Raw genomic sequence first — 16605 nt, forward strand, 5'->3', positions numbered from 1 at the left:
GCTTGCCTTGATATTAGGTGATTTATCACCCTCATCGGCAAGCGCCCACATGAATTACCTGATCACATTATTAAAGAGCATTTCGTTGAGGTAAGCGATTCGATAACCGGAATGGCTTGCCTCAGCGAGGAAGGCGTATTCTACGCCGTTCCATGTGTTTGTCAATCACTGTTTTGAGCGAGTGGAGTAAAGAAAGTAAAAAGTGACTGAAATATACCACTCTCACTTATACCTCTAACTCTCTGACAAACCGAAGGTTTTCACCTTCAATCACCGCCGGTAACGCCCTGCGTCGCCGGCAGCGGATGCGTACTCTACGGGTTCACCGACAGGTTGGCAAGGGGTTTTTAAAAATTTCAGCTCTTGGGCTTTGCCTTACGCATGACAGCTAACACCGGCCCTGACAGCACATAGGCCCCAAATAACAATAACAACATCGCTGAGGGTTCCACAGAGATCATGACAAATCCCAATACGACTGCCAGTAACACCACAAAGGGCACCGGCTTTTTGAAATCGAAATCTTTAAAACTGTAGTAACGAATATTGCTGACCATCAACACCCCTGCTGCTGCCACAACGACCAACATCAGCAGCTTGAAACCGAAAGCATCTGCATCGAAGCTATGGAATGTCCATACGCTCGCCGCCACCAGCGCCGCGGCTGAGGGACTGGGCAAGCCGATAAACCACTTTTTATCGACGCTCCCGATCTGCACGTTAAAACGCGCCAAGCGAAGCGCGGCACAAGCAACGTACAGAAATGCCACTACCCAACCGGTCTTTCCAATATCCTGCAAAATCCAGGTAAAGGCCACTAAGGCTGGAGCCATGCCGAACGAGATCATATCGGCCAGACTGTCATACTCAGCACCGAATTCACTCTGCGTGTTGGTCATTCGCGCAACACGACCATCTAGGCCGTCAAGCACCATGGCAATAAAAATAGCAACCGCCGCCGAGGTGAACTCACCGTTAATGCCGGCCACAACAGCAAAAAAACCGGAGAAAAGCGCGGATGTGGTAAACAAGTTAGGCAGCAAATAGATACCCTTGCGGCGAATTTTTTTACCATCTTCAACTGACTCTTCTATGACTTCGGTTTCACGCAAAAAAGTACTCGCCAGGTCTTCGCTACTCACCTGTTTAGAGGGGTCGCTCTCTGTCGACGAGGGTGAACTAGTGCGCTCTGCGTTATGAGCATCCTGAGTCATAAGTGCCATCCGTTTGAAATGAAATCACATAAATGGTGGTTTCCGTTCATTCTACACGGTGAGGCGCACTCAACCAGCATTGCGGTGAATAACCACAAATGACTCGGGGCGCGACAAAGCGCGCCCCGACCCGACTTGCAAGACGGCATTAGTTCTTCGATTTATCCACCAATTGATTGGCAGCAATCCAAGGCATCATGCCACGCAGCTTGGCGCCGACCTGCTCAATTTCATGCTCGGCATTAAGGCGACGACGCGCGGTCATCGACGGATAGTTGCTGTTACCTTCGTTAATGAACATTTTAGCGTATTCGCCGGTTTGAATGCGCTTCAAGGCGTTACGCATGGCGGCACGCGATTGCTCGTTGATCACTTCAGTACCGGTAACATACTCGCCGTACTCCGCATTGTTAGAGATGGAGTAGTTCATGTTGGCGATACCGCCTTCGTACATCAGGTCAACGATCAGCTTGAGCTCGTGCAAACACTCGAAGTAGGCCATTTCTGGCGCATAGCCTGCTTCCGTCAGGGTTTCAAAACCGGCTTTAACCAACTCGACTGCCCCACCACACAGAACCGCTTGCTCACCAAATAAATCGGTTTCCGTTTCATCTTTAAACGTGGTTTCAATGATACCGCTACGACCGCCACCCACACCTGCTGCGTAAGAAAGCGCCAACTCTTTGGCATTACCTGAGGCATCCTGATGAATCGCGATCAGGTCAGGAATACCGCCACCTTTCACAAATTCAGAACGAACCGTGTGACCCGGCGCTTTCGGTGCAATCATAATCACATCGAGATCTTTACGCGGTTCAATTTGGTTGTAGTGGATGTTGAAGCCATGGGCGAAAGCAAGCGTCGCGCCTTCTTTCAGGTTCGGCTCTACTTCCTGCTCATAGATTGCTTTCTGGTTTTCGTCTGGGGCCAGAATCATCACGACGTCAGCAGTTTTACAAGCTTCCGGCACAGTGGCAACTTTCAGGCCAGCGGCTTCCGCTTTTGCGTTAGAAGAAGAACCTTCGCGCAACGCCACCGTTACATCAACGCCGGACTCTTTTAAGTTATTGGCATGCGCATGCCCTTGAGAGCCATAACCAACGATAGTGACTTTCTTCGCCTGGATGAGAGACAGGTCACAATCTTTATCGTAATAAACGTGCATAGTAGAAACTCCATTAAGTGTTTGACATAAAACGTCGTGCCAGCGTTGATAGCAACGGATGCTATCTCATGCAGCACTCGCCTCAAGCAATAAAGTCACTTTACGCGATGCTATCTATTGCGTAAAACGCTATATTTGCAATGCAATAATGCACATAGTGAAATAAGGGCTCTCATGGATTTTCGGCTGCTTAAGCACTTCATCACTTTGTCTGACACCCTGCACTTTGGCCGCGCCAGCGAACAGTGCCATACCAGCCCCTCTACCCTTAGCCGCTCACTTCAGCAGCTAGAAAGAGAACTATCCACGACGCTTATTGAACGCGACAATCGACATGTCTCGCTGACACCGCAAGGCGTACACTTTCAACGTTACGCACGGGATACACTAGATCAGTGGGAGACCATTAAACGAACGCTAGCAAACGACGCGGCACAACTCACCGGCGACATCAGCATTTATTGCTCCGTTACCGCAAGCTACAGTTTTTTGTACGAACTGCTTAGCGATTTTCGTCTGCAGCACCCCGGCATTGAATTCAAACTGCATACCGGCGACCCCGCCAATGCGATGAACCGGGTGTTATCAGGTGATGATGACATGGCTATTACCCCGCGCCCACGAACCCCGCCCCCCGCGCTGGCATTTAAGTCTCTCACACGCTCTTCACTTGTATTCATCGCCCCCACCACCCCAGCTGACTGGCTACCCCACACCCCCGAAAGCTCAACCGCGCAACAATGGGAAGCGGTGCCAATGATCTTGTCGGAAGCGGGCTTATCGCGCGAATATGCTGATACATGGTTCAAAGCACTTGGCGTTACACCGCGCATTTATGCTCAGGTGGCAGGACACGAGGCGATTGTCAGCATGGTGGGCTTAGGGTTTGGCGTGGGCGTGGTACCCAAAATTGTGCTGGATAACAGTCCGCTGGCTGACAGTGTCAAAGTACTTCACGTCAAACCAGAGCTGCCTTATTACGATGTTGGCTTATGCGTGCTCAACCGGCGTCTGAAACGACCTAGAATTCAAGCACTTTGGGAGGCCGTTAGTGAGCGACACCCCTAAAAAGCAAAACGGCAGGCTTAATGCCTGCCGAAATCACTCATTGACTACGTATCAACGTCGGGGTCTAGGCAAGTGACTATCAGCGCGTGACGGGCTGCCATCTTTCGGACGCACATAAAGCACCAGCGCATGATCCACTAACTCATAGCCATGCTCTTCAGCAATCTCTTGCTGACGGCGCTCGATCATTTCATCGACAAATTCAATGATCTCACCGCTATTAAGGCAGACCATGTGGTCGTGATGATCTTCTTGGGTCAACTCGAACACAGCGTGCCCGCCGTCAAAATTATGACGAATCACAAGGCCTGCTGTCTCAAACTGAGTTAACACGCGATAGACTGTTGCCAAGCCGACGTCTTCACCCGCATCAATCAGTGTTTTATACACTTCTTCTGCGCTTAAATGGTGTTGGCCAGAGGCATTTTCGAGGATCTGCAGGATTTTTACGCGCGGCAGGGTCACTTTGAGCCCGGCTTTACGCAGTTCATGGTTCTGATCGGCCATGGTTGCTCTTCGCAGTAACAGGTTAGGTCGGGTATGATCGACCGAAACCACGATAGTGAAGAATAGGCGCAAATGCAAAAATTGACTCGAATTATCACGTTCTCAGCCACACTCGCATTAATCAGCGGTTGCAGCTATGTCGGCGTTTATAAACGCGACATCCCGCAAGGCAACCTCATCACGCAAGAGATGGTGGAGCAACTCCAACTAGGCATGACAGAAGAGCAAGTCATGTATGTGATGGGCCGCCCTCTACTCGAAGCCCCCTTCGACTCGCGAGAGTGGGACTATGTTTTTCGGCTAGACAAAGCGTATAGCGACATCGAAACCCGGCGCGTAACGCTAACGTTCGATCGCCAAGGGCAGCTTACCCAAATTAATAAAGAAGGTGATTTATCTAAGGATTTGCCACTGGACACAGAAACCAGCTTAGGCCCCGCATCAGAAGGCACCGACCCACTGGACGCGCTTCCAAGTGACAGCACGCAAACGCAACCCCCTGAGTCAGAACGCGCACCGGCGCCTAGACCCTGACTAGCGCTCTGCTTGGCGCTTTGCTCGCGCCAAGCGAGCCACTTTGGGATCTATTTCTAGAGAACGATACACCTCAACACGGTCACCTTGGCGCAAGGGATGCACGGATGGCTCTCGTATGACTTTGCCAAAAATGCCAACCGGTGCTTGATGAAATATCTCAGGCGAAACCTCGGGAAATAGCAGAGGCAAATTTGCCTTTTCTATCGCCTCAAGCACCGTGGTTCCATCAGGCACTTTGAGGGCAATGATGCGTTGCTTCTGGGGCAATGCGAACGCCACCTCAACAAGCAGCGAATTTATATCGCTTTCAGCGACCATATAATTCATTGGCACGCTTGGTAAACGCATCCACTAGTTGGCCCGCAATTTGTTGAAATATCTTACCGAACGCCATACTTAAGAGGCGGTTAGCAAACTCAAACTCCATCTCCAAGCTGACTTGGCAAGCATCTTCACCCATCGGTGCGAAGCGCCAACGCCCTTTCAGACGTTTGAAGGGCCCACTGACCAGCGACATTTCAATTCGCTCGGGCGAATACAACTCGTTGCGCGTCTTAATGGTTTGCTCGATACCAGCGCGCCCCAATGTCATTTCACCGATAAGATGTACATCATCGCGCTCAATCAACCGCGCATGACGACAACCCGGTAAAAATTCCGGATAGGACTCAAAATCGTTCACCAGTTCAAACATTTGCTTAGGAGTGTGCCGCACCAATGCGGAACGATTTACGGTTGGCATTGACCTCTCCGCTGACTTCATAGTGCCCAAGGCGTATCATGGGGGCTAATCTTAACGCACAAATAGTATCACGGCTCTCTTCTCCGCGAAGAGGCATCCAACAGATCAATGACGAGGTTTCATGGCCACAAAGAAAGGAAAAACCAAAAAAGGTCCCAGCAGCAGCGTCATCGCTCAAAATAAGAAGGCCCGCTTTGAGTATCATATTGATGAAACCTTCGAAGCAGGTCTCTCGCTAGCTGGATGGGAAGTCAAAAGCCTTCGCGCAGGCAAAGGACAGTTAACAGACACGTATATTTTAATTCGCAATGGCGAAGCGTGGCTGCTGGGTAGCCATATCATGCCGCTTAACACCGCGAGCACTCATGAAATAGCCGACCCCACACGGACGCGAAAATTACTGCTTCACCGCAAAGAAATCGCTAAAATTTTCTCGGTGACCCAGGATAAAGGGCACACTTGCGTCCCCCTCAAGCTTTACTGGAAGCGCAACAAGGTGAAGTGCGAACTTGCCCTGGTCACCGGCAAGAAAACCCACGACAAACGTGCCACTGAAAAAGATCGCGATTGGCAGCGTCAAAAAGGCCGTATTATGCGGGAACAAAACAAAGCATAACTGGTCAATTCGTTACAGACGCGTTAGAATGCGCGTCTCACTAAGGGGGCGACATGGTTTCGACGCCGGTGACAAACCCTGCGGTGCATGCCGAGAGCGTGATGTATCTCGTAAATCCAACATCACGAAAAATAGTCGCAAACGACGAAAACTACGCTCAGGGCGCGCTAGCAGCGTAAGCTGTTAGCTTCTTGTCCGGCCCCAAGGTGATGTGCCTATTCATCATTGAGGGGATACGAGCTAAAAATAATAGGACCGCGGTTGGCGGTGTCTTCTCGTCAACCGTTAAACTTTAGAAGGCTCGCGTGGCTGGATCCTGATCGTCGGAGCCAGTCGCGTTAAAGCAAAAGACGAAATCTAAGCATGTAGAGCCAATGGGCGAGTGCCGGCGGACGCGGGTTCAATTCCCGCCGCCTCCACCACCTTAGCAAGCAAATCAAGCACCTACGGGTGCTTTTTTTGTTTATTAGCCAACCTATTAGCCATCCCCCAAAGTCATACCCAACGCCTTTTTTTGCCTTACATCACGGTCGGCTTTTGCGTGGCTTCTATAACCGCGTTCAACTCTTACCACGCTGGCGCTTTGCAATTCCTGCTCAGGGACGCCGGTTCAAAGCCCGGTTTGGGAATTGAACTGGCAACCTAAACGCACCATAACCGCCTCGCATTAACACCACCCTAACAACCACAAAAAAAACCCGCTGCTGCGGGTTAAGGGATTGTGTTAAAGCCATATTCTGCAGGCAGTAGTAAAAATGCTACCACCATTTCATTCCACATCTGCCATGCGGCTTCAGTTTACTGATTAATTAATCTAAGCATTGGTATGTATGCGTAACACGAGTCAACTTACACATTCCGCTTCCAGGGGAAACGCATTGTGATAGTCCGCCACCAAAAGCATTAGCACTCTCATAGCCCCAAGCTTGACAGCGCTGTGTTGCTGCCCTTTGTGCAGCTCTCATATCTACCTGGGGTGACTCGAATGGGCCGAATTCATATGACATATTGACAGTTCCATCAGATTTACTGCCACCAGTTGCCTGCATTGTTTTTGGGGATGCACAGCCAGCGATGAATGTTACCGCTAAAATCGGCAGGATTAATTTAAGCATTTTGTTCCCTCATCAGTTTTTTTAGACTAGCTATAGCTAGACTCGAATAAGCTACCTTATCGCCTAAACTCTGCCAACTCGTGTATTCAATTTTCTTAGCTATGAAGGCTAAATCTTTAGTATCAGTTTGCAATTAATGTCGCCCATATAGACGCCAAAAGCACCATCAGGGTCGCCGTTATCCTTGGGGTAACCTTAGGGTTCAGGCAAGGGAAGTGCTAATTAATGACATCGAATTAAAATTCGCCTAGCCTGTTCAAAAAACAATGGGGAAAAAAAATGAAAGGTTTTCTTGCGCTAATGGCTGGAATTGCTGTGTTGGCGGTAATTGCTCTGGGGATAGGGCCAAAAAGTGACCGAATCTGTAATAGCGAAGCCGAAGCTTACGAATTTGCGAAAACCACAATCAACCGTGGGCTTATTGCACCTTCTGAAGCCCAATGGCCTAAGCATAGTGAAGCCACAATCCTCAAAACAGATGAAGGCGAATGCCGCTATAAAATATTTGGCCATTTAGATGCCCAAAATGGTTTTGGAGCAATGATTCGGCGCGATTACTTTATAGAAATAGATTACAAAAAAGAGTCAGGGCGCTGGGAATTAATCAAGCTTGAACGGTAATAGCGTGGCTGACTGCATTTTTTTTCATATAAGAAATGATGCAGCTTTTTTATATATCCTCGAAAGTAGAGATATTTAGAACGGCTGGCGCGTACTGTCCCGAAAATCATCACGGGCGCCTGTTTTTGGCGTGGTTATCAGGCGCGCGCGTTAATGCGTCGGGAAATCATCAGCCCTTTTTATGGGGTGTGAAAATCATCAGATTGGCAGCGTGCAAGTTCTCGCTCAATAGCGCGCCTTACGAACTCAGCCCGGTTACGGTGGCCATGCTGGCGCCCACGGTGCATCAAGGCATCCACAGCGGCTACAGTGTCAGCCTCTACGGAAACGATAAGGCGAATGGGACGGGTGAAACGGCGCGGGTTATGGCTCATGGCATCGGTTCCTTTTTATAGTCGGGAAATTAGTTCAGCCGGTCACGCAGTTGGTCAGCCGTGCCGGTGGCCTCTGCTAGCGCCAGCAATTCGCCCTCTGTTGTATCAAGCACGCGGGCCACTTCCGCCAAACTGAAACGCCTATAGCCTGAATCCACACCAGGGGGCGCCAAGCCAAGCAAGTGATCCTTAACGCCTTCCCGTAAGCGATTTAATACCGATAAGCGAACGTAGGGCGGGTGGACTTTATCAAAGGCGGCGTTAAACATTTCGCACGGGGCGTTCGATGGTTCACCAAAATCGGCGCGCTGTTTCTGCTCTGCCAGCCCAAAGACAAGCGATAAGAGCGGTGAAAGTGGATTGGTTAGCTGTTTGGGCTTCATACCAAGCGCGTGGGCATTCCACGCTTGGCCGGGTGTTAAATGCTGGTAGCCTTCACCACGTTGGGCAGTGTTGGCAAGCGCTTGTAAATTGAAACGGGTCATAGTCATTACCTCATATCGGCGTGCTGGTTGGTTTGGTTGCTCTGGTTGGTTAGATTTCCCCCGTTTTGCGTTTGGGACTTTCTAATATCTGGGGTGCCTATTTCATGACGACCGAAAACAGACTCACCAGACCAACCAAAGCAACCATTTCAGGCGGTGGATGTTAGACGTTCTCAATTACCCAAGCGGCAACGCCTCCCCGGCCATTGCGGCGGCGCAAGCGCTTACCATTGACCACGCGGTCAGCCCGGAACTTGAGCACGTTACCCACGGCGCGGGCGGTTAGTTGCCTTGCGGTTTTGAACTCCGTTATGGTTTCCGCCAATGCCTGTTTTTCCTCAGGGAAGTGAAAGCCTTTTAGTTCCGGGTCGTGGTAGTTATCGTGGATCTTCTTCACATCCTTGGCGGTGAAGGGGTCGCCACCAAACACATCAGCCAGCGAGCACAGCAGCGCGTCTAACTGCTCCTGCTCAGGGTCATTCGCTTGGGCAGCGTTGACGGCCTCCATCGGGTCTGCATACTCGCTTAGCATGTCAAAGTGACGGGCTACCCATGCCACCGCCTGCCTTACCATCAAGTCCCATGCTTCAAAGCTCGCCATGTTGCCCGGTGCTGGCGCATCACCAGACGCCAGCCAGCCACGAATAACGGTCAGGGCATCGGTTATCATGCGTTGGCGGTGCTGTTGGCAATACGCCTCGGGATCCACGTCGAATTGACGGGCAAAGGGCCTATCGGTTTCGGGGTCTATCCGGCACTTGAGCACACGGCGCGGCAAGTCACCGGCTAAGGTCAAGTTATTCCCGGTCAGCAGCCACAGCGCTTTATTGGGTACGTTGGCGCTGCCTGTTTTGCCTAGTATCCGGTCACTGTAATTCTGGGAAGTCAAAGCACCAGCCAAGGCGGCGCTATCGAATACGCCAATGACGTTATCCCATATCACGGCACGGGCGCCGGTCATCAATATGGTCATGATCCGCTTTCGTATTTCTTCATCATCGCGGGCGTGGGTATGCGGCCATATCGTGGGCACCTCCCCGAGCGCCAGCACAGCCACGCACTTGGCCAGCAGGGTCTTACCGCTGCCTTGGGTCGGGGCATCAAAGCCAACGGCGGGCGCAGTGGGCAGAACGGGACGCACGGCGGCGGTTAGCAACGCAGCGAGCAAAACGCCTCTATCCACGGGGCCTACTAGGGGGAAGTCAGCAAACGGCACCATCAGGCGTTCTAGCGCTGTTTCGACTTGCTCCCCGGTGGGGTGCATGGGCACCGGGTGGATTTCATCACCGTCAATTTCCAGCAGTAGGCCGGTAGCTTCATCAAAGCCGGGACGGTTCAGCAGCGAGCCATCAAGGCGCAAGGTTGGCGCGGTGATAATGGCGCTCAGGTTCTTCAAGGCGCGGCGCTCACCAAGCGATAGCAGGGCCTTGGCCACGCTTACCGGGGGATCTTCCAGCACCTCCGCATGATCCCCATTATTCAGCTTATGCCAGCGCCAGAACTGGGTAGCACCGCCAAGCCAGTGCTTCAAGGCGTGTTCATCCAGTGGATAAACGCGGCCATCAGTTGCGGTCACCAGCGGCCCACCAAAATCGTACACATCCGGGGCGCGGCGCATGATAGCCAGCACTTGCTCCACCGCTTCTACGGTACGCCCTTTGACCAACTCCACGCGGGCGGGTGGCCTACTCAGCTTGTACGTTTTGCCACCGTGCGCAAACGAATACAGACGCGGGCGGGCGCCCATCAAGTACAGCTTGCCCACCGTCTTACCGCCTTGGTATTCGGGTTCGATGGGGTCAAGCGTCAGGCAGTTGTGATAACGGTCGGGGTTATCCAGCACATCCCCCACGGTTAGCGCCTGTTGACTACCATTGTCAGCCACCAGCGTTATGGGGAAGTCCCCGGCCAATACGCTATGGCTCAGGGCGCGGGCTACGGTTTCCCGGCTCTGCTTTAGGGTGTCGTCGTTGGCCTCGCTGCCTGCCATTTCGCTGGCGCGGGTTTCGATATAGTCCGCTTGCACCGCATCAGCTTTAGGCTTGGCGTCAAGCATCGCCGCTACCCTGTTTTTCTCAGCAGCGGCAACGGTAGCGGGATCCGGGTCGGGAATTACCGCTTGGGTATCTAGCACAGCCACCACACCACCAACGGGCACCGGCTCGCCTCGCTGTTGCGCCAGCGGTGGGACGCACTCAGCACCGGCGGCAAAGTCCAGCCGGTTAGCCTGCCAGACGCTCGCATCCAGCAAGGTACGCTTTAGGCGTTGGCCAGCGGCGCCCACGTCTACCCAACCATGGCCAGCGGCCCAAAGGTAGGTTTGCAGCGCCTTACCGGCCCGTTCAATATCGCGGGCATCCAGCGCCAGCCAGTACAGCCGTTGACCACGCAGCCCGGTTAAATCATCGCCGGTTTCCGTGTTCACAATATGGCTAGACGATGAAGGCCACCACAGCGCGGCAACGTCAGCCAGTGCAGGCACAGCAGCATGAAGGCAAGCCAGCAATTCATCACGGGAAAGCGGTTCCCCATCATCGCCGGGGTCATAGTCCGCCATCATGACGCCAGCGCCAGCAGCCCATGAAAAGTGCTCTTTGCTCCGGGGTATCGGGTCATCAGGGCGGCCCGCTTCCAGCCAGCGGCGCTTAGATACCAGCCCGGTATTCAAACGCTCGGGGCGGCCATAGGCTAACGCTTGGTTATTCTTGAGCGATTTCAATAAGCGGGCAAAAGTCGCCAGCCCATCCACGCTTTTAACGGCGGCGCTACCTTGCGCCATATCCCCGCCGGGATCCTTCACCAGTTCACCATCAGCCAGCCGGTAACGCTTGGTTAAGCGCTGCGGTTTCGTTGACGTGATAATGGTCAGGGCTGCGGTAACGGTGCTATTATTTTCGTGTGAAGTAATACCTTGAGCCTCGCTAGTGGTTGCAGCCACAGCGGGGCTATTTTCTACGCTATTCATCAAGTTCCCCTCCCTGCTCAATCACAAACGCCATCAGCTTGGCGCGTTCCTCTCGGGTGGGCGTATAACGGCCATACCATGATGCCTCCCCGTCTTTGGTCGTGAAGGAAACACGGTCACAATCAAGGTCAATTTCCAGTTTGCGACGTAGTACACCAACGTAGTGGGGGCCATTACTGGCTGGCGCGATACGGTCAGCCTGTTCACGGGTCACGGGGCCTTTAGCCAAGGCGGCGGCAAGGCGAAGTAAACGGCGGCTCATTGTGCCACCTCCCCGCGCTGGGCTTCCCAGGCTTCAAGGTCAGCTAGGCGCCAACGGGTGCAATTAGGGCCAAGGCGGTGGGGTTTTGGAAAGTCGGGACGTTCACGCGCCCAACGCCATACGGTGGGCACTGATACCGCTAGGCGGTTGGCAGCTTGGCGGACGGTCAAATAAGTGTAAGGGGTCATGCTTCACCTCGTATCTTGTGGGTACAAGGTGAATTTTGGTGGTTAAGGTTATGAATTGGACGGGAAAAAACGAAATACTTTTTTTCCCCTAGCGTCTTTCCCCTGTTAGGTCAGGATCTGCTTCAGGCAGTTGTTTACGAAGTTGGCGCCATTGTTCACGCCATTCATCTGGAATGAAGCCTTGCTCTCGCCAGTTTTGGAAATGGGCTTCTTCCATCGTAGCAGGCGGCGTTGGCAAGTTGCTTAGGTCTACCTCCATGCCAAGGGCATCAGCCGCTTTTTTCAGTTCATCTGGATGGAAAGGCGAACGCTCGTATGGTTTGCGCCAGCGCTTAGGATATTCTTTTAGTAGGGTGCTGGCCTTGTATGGTTTCATGCTAGGGTAAAGTTCAGCATAGTGGGCAGCGGCCTTACTCGCGGCCTTTTCATCAGTGTCGCCATGACATATCAAATTGGCCATCAATAACAGGGCATTGGTTTTTATCTGCTCCCTAGTTATCTTTTCTGGCGTACCGGTTGGCGCATCACCATTAAACCGTTTGGTAGCAACTTCACCAACGTAACGCCATAGCACCGGCGGCGGCAAAAGGCCATGCTGGTGACAGTACATAACGGCAAGGTCAATATGGTAGGGGTTGCGCACCGTCAGCCAGCGATAAATCAGGCCCGCTACAATATCGCCTTCATCCCAGCCCAAAGCATGACGCGCTTCCAGCTTGGCGTATTCGTATTCTTTTCGCGTTTTGCGCTCGGGCGTCAGGTCATCAAGCCTTTCGGCTATACGCCATTCTTCATCAAGCATGGCTCGCTGGCGCTGGTATTCTTCAGACTCTAGCGCTTTCATCCTTACGCCTCCCTGCGAATAGCGGTCACGCTGGCGCCAGCCTTGGCCGGTTCTGCGCAGTAGTCAGCCCATGCCTTCATCAGCTTGGTACGCTGGGGCAGTAATTCATCACGGGCATAAGCGGCGCGGGTGGCATCGCTGTTGACGTGGGCAAGCGCCAATTCACTGACTTCATCGGGGTAGCTTGAACGGTTACGCGCCCAATCCTTAAACGCACTGCGGAAACCGTGAGGCACTACAAGGCGGCCATCGCTGGGATCGGTGTACTGTTCGCCGCCTTCTTTTTCTTTGGTGGTGTTCATCCGTTTCACGGTGGCCAATATGGTCACGTCGCTGATTTTGCCACCACGCACCGCCGGGAATACCAATGATTGGCCTTCCATACGGGGCAACGCTTCCAGCAGGGTAACGGCGGCGGGTGATAGCGGTATCCGGTGGGGCTTGCCTGCCTTCATTCGGTCAGCCGGTATAGTCCATACCTTGGCGCTCAGGTCGATTTCATCCCAGTTGGCGCCGCGTATCTCACCAGACCGGGCGGCGGTCAGAATCGCGAACTCTAGCGCTCGGGCGCCCATGCCTTCACGGGTGCGCAGGTCTTGCAGGAACTCGGGGACTCGCTGCCACGGCAAGGCCGGGAAGTGTCGCTTGCCCTTCCCCACTTTGGCGGGCTTGGCCAGAACGGCATCAAGGTTACCTTGCCAGCGGGCCGGATTATCACCACCACGATAGCCACGCACAGCAGCCCACGCCAAAACGCTTTCAATACGCTGGCGAACGCGGGTCGCTGTTTCCGTTTTGGTTTCCCATATCGGCTCTAACGCTTTCAGAACGTGGGGCAATTCCACATCGCCAACCGGCACTTCACCTATATGGATGAAGGCGTAACGCTTTAGCGAGCCAATCCAGTCTTTGCGGTGCTTGGCGTTTCTGAACTCTTTTTCTTTGGTGGCGTGGTACTGCTCAGCCGCTTCCCGAAACGTCAGGCGCTTGGCTTGGGCGGCAATATGCGCAGCGCGGGCGGCTTGGCGCTCTGCTACCGGGTCGATACCTTGCGCCAGCTTTTCGCGCAATTCTCGGGCCTTATTACGGGCATCACCAAGGGAAACGGTGGGGAAGCTCCCCAGACCAAAGCCACGGCGCCGATTACCTACCATCACGCGCAATACCCACGAACGCCCACCACCGGGGCTAACCTGTAACAGCAGGCCGGGAACTCCCCCAACGGGGTGAAAGCCAGGGCGGTCTATACGCCTCACTTCAGCCGCGCTTAATTCTTTCGCTACCTTGGGCATCGCCTTTGCTCCTATACGCCATCCCATTAGCCAACCTATTAGCCATAAAGAATAGCATAGGGTGATATTAGGCGATACACGATAAGATAGCCAAAGCCAGCAACCACGCGGCTTTCAATAGGTTATAGACACTCAGTGATATAGCGTGATACGTTAGAAAGGTGGACGCCGCCTCCACCACTTACCTTAATTCAGATGCTTCCAAATAGGTCTGAATGCAGCAGAAAAGCCCGCCCCGTGCGGGTTTTTTTGTGTCTGTATGCTTTCACATCACCCCATACAGCATTGCGCACCGTGTATGCCTGTGTGTATGCTTCACGATATTGTGAACCAGAGGCATACAAGCATGAAACGCTCCCAGATAAAGCGCCGCCCGCTGGCTGACACTGTACTCGCCACGCTGGAACCAGAGGCCAAGGTATACAGGGAATTGGACGGCAACGGCCTTTACTTCCGGGTGAAGCCCAACGGCTCTAAGTCTTGGGAGTTGCGCTACAAGAAGCCAGACGGCAAATGGTCATGGATTGGCCTTGGTGGGTACCCAGAGACAAGCGGCAGCCTAGCGCGTGATAAAGCCGATCAACTTAGGGCAGACGCAGCGAAGGGAGAGAACCCCATCGTTTCCAAGCGGACAAGGGAAGCCGAATCGCTAGAGGCAGCCAACAGCACCTTTGAAGCGCTGGCGAGGGAGTGGCATACAAACAAGCGCCAGAATTGGACAGACGGCACCGCTTCCCGCGTTATTGGTTCGCTGCAAAAGCACGTATTCCCCAAGTTTGGTAAGCGCCCTTTCACCGATATAACGCCGATGGAGTGGCTAGAGTTCCTTCGTAGCCTGGAAAAGACCGGCATCATTGAACAGACCAGCCGCATACGTGCTATCTGCCGGGAAGTGTATGACCTGGCGCTAGTGAGTGGGCGCATTCAGTACAACCCATTGGAGAGCCTGCACAAGCACCTGACCACGCGCCGGGCAAACAACTATTCCCACGTCAGCCAAAACGAACTACCCGCCCTGCTTCGCGCTATTGGCTCCTATCCCCATGCCGACGATGTACGTCTCGGGCTGCTCCTGCTTTCTCGCTTGGCGGTGCGCCCTTCTGAGCTACGCGAGGCTCGCTGGGAGGAGTTCGACCTAGACCGAGCGCTATGGACGATTCCCGCCGAACGGATGAAGCGCCGCCGCGAGCACGTCGTACCGCTGCCAAAGCAAGCGATTGAAGCCCTGCAAAACCTTCACCAACTGACCGGATACCAACCCCTATTATTCCCTGGTCGAAGCGACAAGACCGCGCCACGGTCGAATACGGTATTCATCATGGCGTTACGCCGCCTTGGTTATGAAGGACGCCAGACCGGGCACGGTTTCCGGCACATCGCTAGCACGATCCTGAATGAACACGGCTTTGACGAAAACCACATTGAAGCCCAGCTATCGCACGTTAAAGACGGCGTGGCAGGCGTCTATAACAAGGCGCAATACATCGAACAGCGCCGCGTAATGATGCAATGGTACGCCGATCACCTGGATACCTTGCAGCGCGGCAACGTGGTAGAGATGAAGCGAGCATAACAACCGAATTGGCTGGCTAGGGCCGTACACCCGAAAGCATGGATAACTCCACCATGTTAGCCAGCCAACCTATCTGGAGTTCGAGCGTTAGGAGTAACGCTGTATGGCTTTATCACCATGGCGGGTCAATCCGCTCATTTCGTTTGACGATCTAGCTTGCTTACTAGCTGAAGTAGATCCAACTAACTTTGAGCATAGGTATAACATCGACGACGATGAAATAGCTTTAGTGTGGAAGTGGCAGAGCACAATCATGGGCGCAATTCAGGCAGAACGTGTAAATGTTATTGGAAGCATGTCGGTTAAAGACTGGCGTGATAACGGCGACTATATGCCTTCAGGAGGGCAAGGGCTGGAAGCCTACGATCCCAAGAATGATTGTGTTCACGCCCAGCTAGACAAAAGAAGTGCTTTCAACTGGCTGAAGGCTTTAGACGTAAAAGATGACGAGATACCAGAAGCTCTGCACCCGCCAACTTCTATCAAAGCGCCAAAGCGCCAAGAAGAAAAACCTGTCCATCACCGAAGCAAAACAACATATCTAAAGCTGATAGAAGCACTTGCGCTTGAGGCTATGGGTGGCGATATGCCTGCTGAGCCTTACAAGGCTGCTGGAATGCTGCAGACGATATTGAACAAGCATGGGCTTCATTTAGATGAAGAAACTATCGCCAAAGTTATAAAAGAGGTTCAGGCATCACGAGACGATAGGGATAGTGTTCCTTATTGAAACCGAAATACCTCAATATCGGGTCATTGTCGGAAGCCCATGATCCGATATAGGACTATCCTGTTTTAAGCAGCGCCACCATGTGAAACGTAATCCATTAAACGGAAGCGTTCACATGAACATCGAAGCCCTACCGCAAGACCAGCGTTTAATCACCAAGCCCAACCTGTGCCGTTCCATGGATATGACTCGGAGCGGCATAGACAAGCTGCTGAGCCCGGGTTATTCACGAGGCAGGCCTGAAAACAAAAATAGTGGATGGTAATCTCTAATGTAATCAATACGTTCCGGCAAGAACACGATTCCA

19 protein-coding genes and 1 other RNA gene are annotated in these 16605 nt (G+C 52.9%); 7 read left to right on the top strand and 13 right to left on the bottom strand.

The window, feature by feature from the left end:
• Nucleotides 1-356 precede the first annotated feature (356 nt).
• Together pssA and ilvC are read right to left on the bottom strand one after the other, a co-directional pair.
• Nucleotides 357-1214 carry a CDP-diacylglycerol--serine O-phosphatidyltransferase gene (pssA, locus tag QC823_RS15370; RefSeq protein WP_309657220.1) on the bottom strand — a complete coding sequence of 286 codons (858 nt, stop codon included), beginning with the start codon at nt 1212-1214 and terminating at the stop codon, nt 357-359.
• 148 nt (nt 1215-1362) lie between these two features.
• The gene (gene ilvC, locus QC823_RS15375; RefSeq protein ID WP_309657221.1) at nt 1363-2379 is read right to left on the bottom strand and encodes a ketol-acid reductoisomerase; all 1017 of its coding nucleotides are present in this window, start codon (nt 2377-2379) and stop codon (nt 1363-1365) included.
• A gap of 174 nt (nt 2380-2553) precedes the next feature.
• Here ilvC and ilvY point away from each other — a divergent pair, with 174 nt between their 5' ends.
• Nucleotides 2554-3447, top strand: coding sequence for an HTH-type transcriptional activator IlvY (ilvY, locus tag QC823_RS15380; RefSeq protein WP_309657222.1), 894 nt, complete (start codon nt 2554-2556; stop codon nt 3445-3447).
• A gap of 51 nt (nt 3448-3498) precedes the next feature.
• On the opposite strand, the gene fur is transcribed toward ilvY, so the two are convergent.
• Nucleotides 3499-3954: a ferric iron uptake transcriptional regulator gene (gene fur / locus QC823_RS15385; RefSeq protein WP_179931150.1), complete on the bottom strand. Its 456-nt coding sequence runs from the start codon at nt 3952-3954 to the stop codon at nt 3499-3501.
• Between the two features lie 72 nt (nt 3955-4026).
• Here fur and QC823_RS15390 point away from each other — a divergent pair, with 72 nt between their 5' ends.
• Nucleotides 4027-4488: an outer membrane protein assembly factor BamE gene (locus QC823_RS15390; RefSeq protein WP_309657223.1), complete on the top strand. Its 462-nt coding sequence runs from the start codon at nt 4027-4029 to the stop codon at nt 4486-4488.
• On the opposite strand, the gene QC823_RS15395 is transcribed toward QC823_RS15390, so the two are convergent.
• Both QC823_RS15395 and QC823_RS15400 read right to left on the bottom strand, forming a co-directional pair.
• Entirely contained in the window at nt 4489-4818 is a 330-nt protein-coding gene (locus tag QC823_RS15395) for an RnfH family protein (RefSeq protein ID WP_422823677.1), read from the bottom strand.
• The gene (locus QC823_RS15400; RefSeq protein WP_309657224.1) at nt 4799-5233 is read right to left on the bottom strand and encodes a type II toxin-antitoxin system RatA family toxin; all 435 of its coding nucleotides are present in this window, start codon (nt 5231-5233) and stop codon (nt 4799-4801) included. Before QC823_RS15400 ends, QC823_RS15395 begins: the two co-directional genes overlap by 20 nt.
• A gap of 121 nt (nt 5234-5354) precedes the next feature.
• Between QC823_RS15400 and smpB the strand changes: the two genes are divergently transcribed.
• Nucleotides 5355-5849, top strand: a complete 495-nt coding sequence (gene smpB, locus QC823_RS15405) for an SsrA-binding protein SmpB (protein ID WP_250080169.1) — start codon at nt 5355-5357, stop codon at nt 5847-5849.
• Nucleotides 5850-5893: 44 nt separating this feature from the next.
• Nucleotides 5894-6271, top strand: a transfer-messenger RNA (tmRNA) gene (ssrA, locus tag QC823_RS15410).
• Between the two features lie 387 nt (nt 6272-6658).
• Here the strand turns inward: ssrA and yecR are convergent.
• Complete coding sequence (gene yecR, locus QC823_RS16270) at nt 6659-6964, bottom strand: YecR family lipoprotein (protein WP_422823678.1); 306 nt, start codon at nt 6962-6964, stop codon at nt 6659-6661.
• Nucleotides 6965-7243: 279 nt separating this feature from the next.
• Here yecR and QC823_RS15415 point away from each other — a divergent pair, with 279 nt between their 5' ends.
• Entirely contained in the window at nt 7244-7585 is a 342-nt protein-coding gene (locus tag QC823_RS15415; protein WP_309657225.1) for a hypothetical protein, read from the top strand.
• 179 nt (nt 7586-7764) lie between these two features.
• Here QC823_RS15415 and QC823_RS15420 read toward each other — a convergent pair whose 3' ends face one another.
• The 7 genes from QC823_RS15420 to QC823_RS15450 form a co-directional block, all read right to left on the bottom strand.
• Nucleotides 7765-7959 carry a ribbon-helix-helix domain-containing protein gene (locus tag QC823_RS15420; protein ID WP_309657226.1) on the bottom strand — a complete coding sequence of 65 codons (195 nt, stop codon included), beginning with the start codon at nt 7957-7959 and terminating at the stop codon, nt 7765-7767.
• Between the two features lie 29 nt (nt 7960-7988).
• Nucleotides 7989-8444: a hypothetical protein gene (locus QC823_RS15425; protein ID WP_309657227.1), complete on the bottom strand. Its 456-nt coding sequence runs from the start codon at nt 8442-8444 to the stop codon at nt 7989-7991.
• A gap of 163 nt (nt 8445-8607) precedes the next feature.
• Nucleotides 8608-11409: a hypothetical protein gene (locus QC823_RS15430; RefSeq protein WP_309657228.1), complete on the bottom strand. Its 2802-nt coding sequence runs from the start codon at nt 11407-11409 to the stop codon at nt 8608-8610.
• Nucleotides 11402-11671, bottom strand: coding sequence for a hypothetical protein (locus QC823_RS15435; protein WP_309657229.1), 270 nt, complete (start codon nt 11669-11671; stop codon nt 11402-11404). Before QC823_RS15435 ends, QC823_RS15430 begins: the two co-directional genes overlap by 8 nt.
• Nucleotides 11668-11859, bottom strand: coding sequence for a helix-turn-helix transcriptional regulator (locus QC823_RS15440; RefSeq protein WP_309657230.1), 192 nt, complete (start codon nt 11857-11859; stop codon nt 11668-11670). Before QC823_RS15440 ends, QC823_RS15435 begins: the two co-directional genes overlap by 4 nt.
• A gap of 88 nt (nt 11860-11947) precedes the next feature.
• Nucleotides 11948-12703 (bottom strand): hypothetical protein, encoded by a 756-nt coding sequence (locus QC823_RS15445; protein ID WP_309657231.1) that lies wholly within the window; start codon nt 12701-12703, stop codon nt 11948-11950.
• Between the two features lie 2 nt (nt 12704-12705).
• Complete coding sequence (locus QC823_RS15450; RefSeq protein WP_309657232.1) at nt 12706-13995, bottom strand: tyrosine-type recombinase/integrase; 1290 nt, start codon at nt 13993-13995, stop codon at nt 12706-12708.
• 346 nt (nt 13996-14341) lie between these two features.
• On the opposite strand from QC823_RS15450, the gene QC823_RS15455 reads away from it, so the two are divergent.
• Together QC823_RS15455 and QC823_RS15460 are read left to right on the top strand one after the other, a co-directional pair.
• A complete protein-coding gene (locus QC823_RS15455; protein ID WP_309657233.1) occupies nt 14342-15568 on the top strand; it encodes a tyrosine-type recombinase/integrase in 1227 nt (408 codons plus the stop codon).
• 103 nt (nt 15569-15671) lie between these two features.
• Entirely contained in the window at nt 15672-16298 is a 627-nt protein-coding gene (locus QC823_RS15460; protein ID WP_309657234.1) for a hypothetical protein, read from the top strand.
• The last annotated feature ends 307 nt before the right edge of the window (nt 16299-16605 follow it).

This window comes from Vreelandella vilamensis, assembly GCF_031451755.1.
Taxonomy (GTDB): Bacteria; Pseudomonadota; Gammaproteobacteria; order Pseudomonadales; family Halomonadaceae; genus Vreelandella; species Vreelandella vilamensis.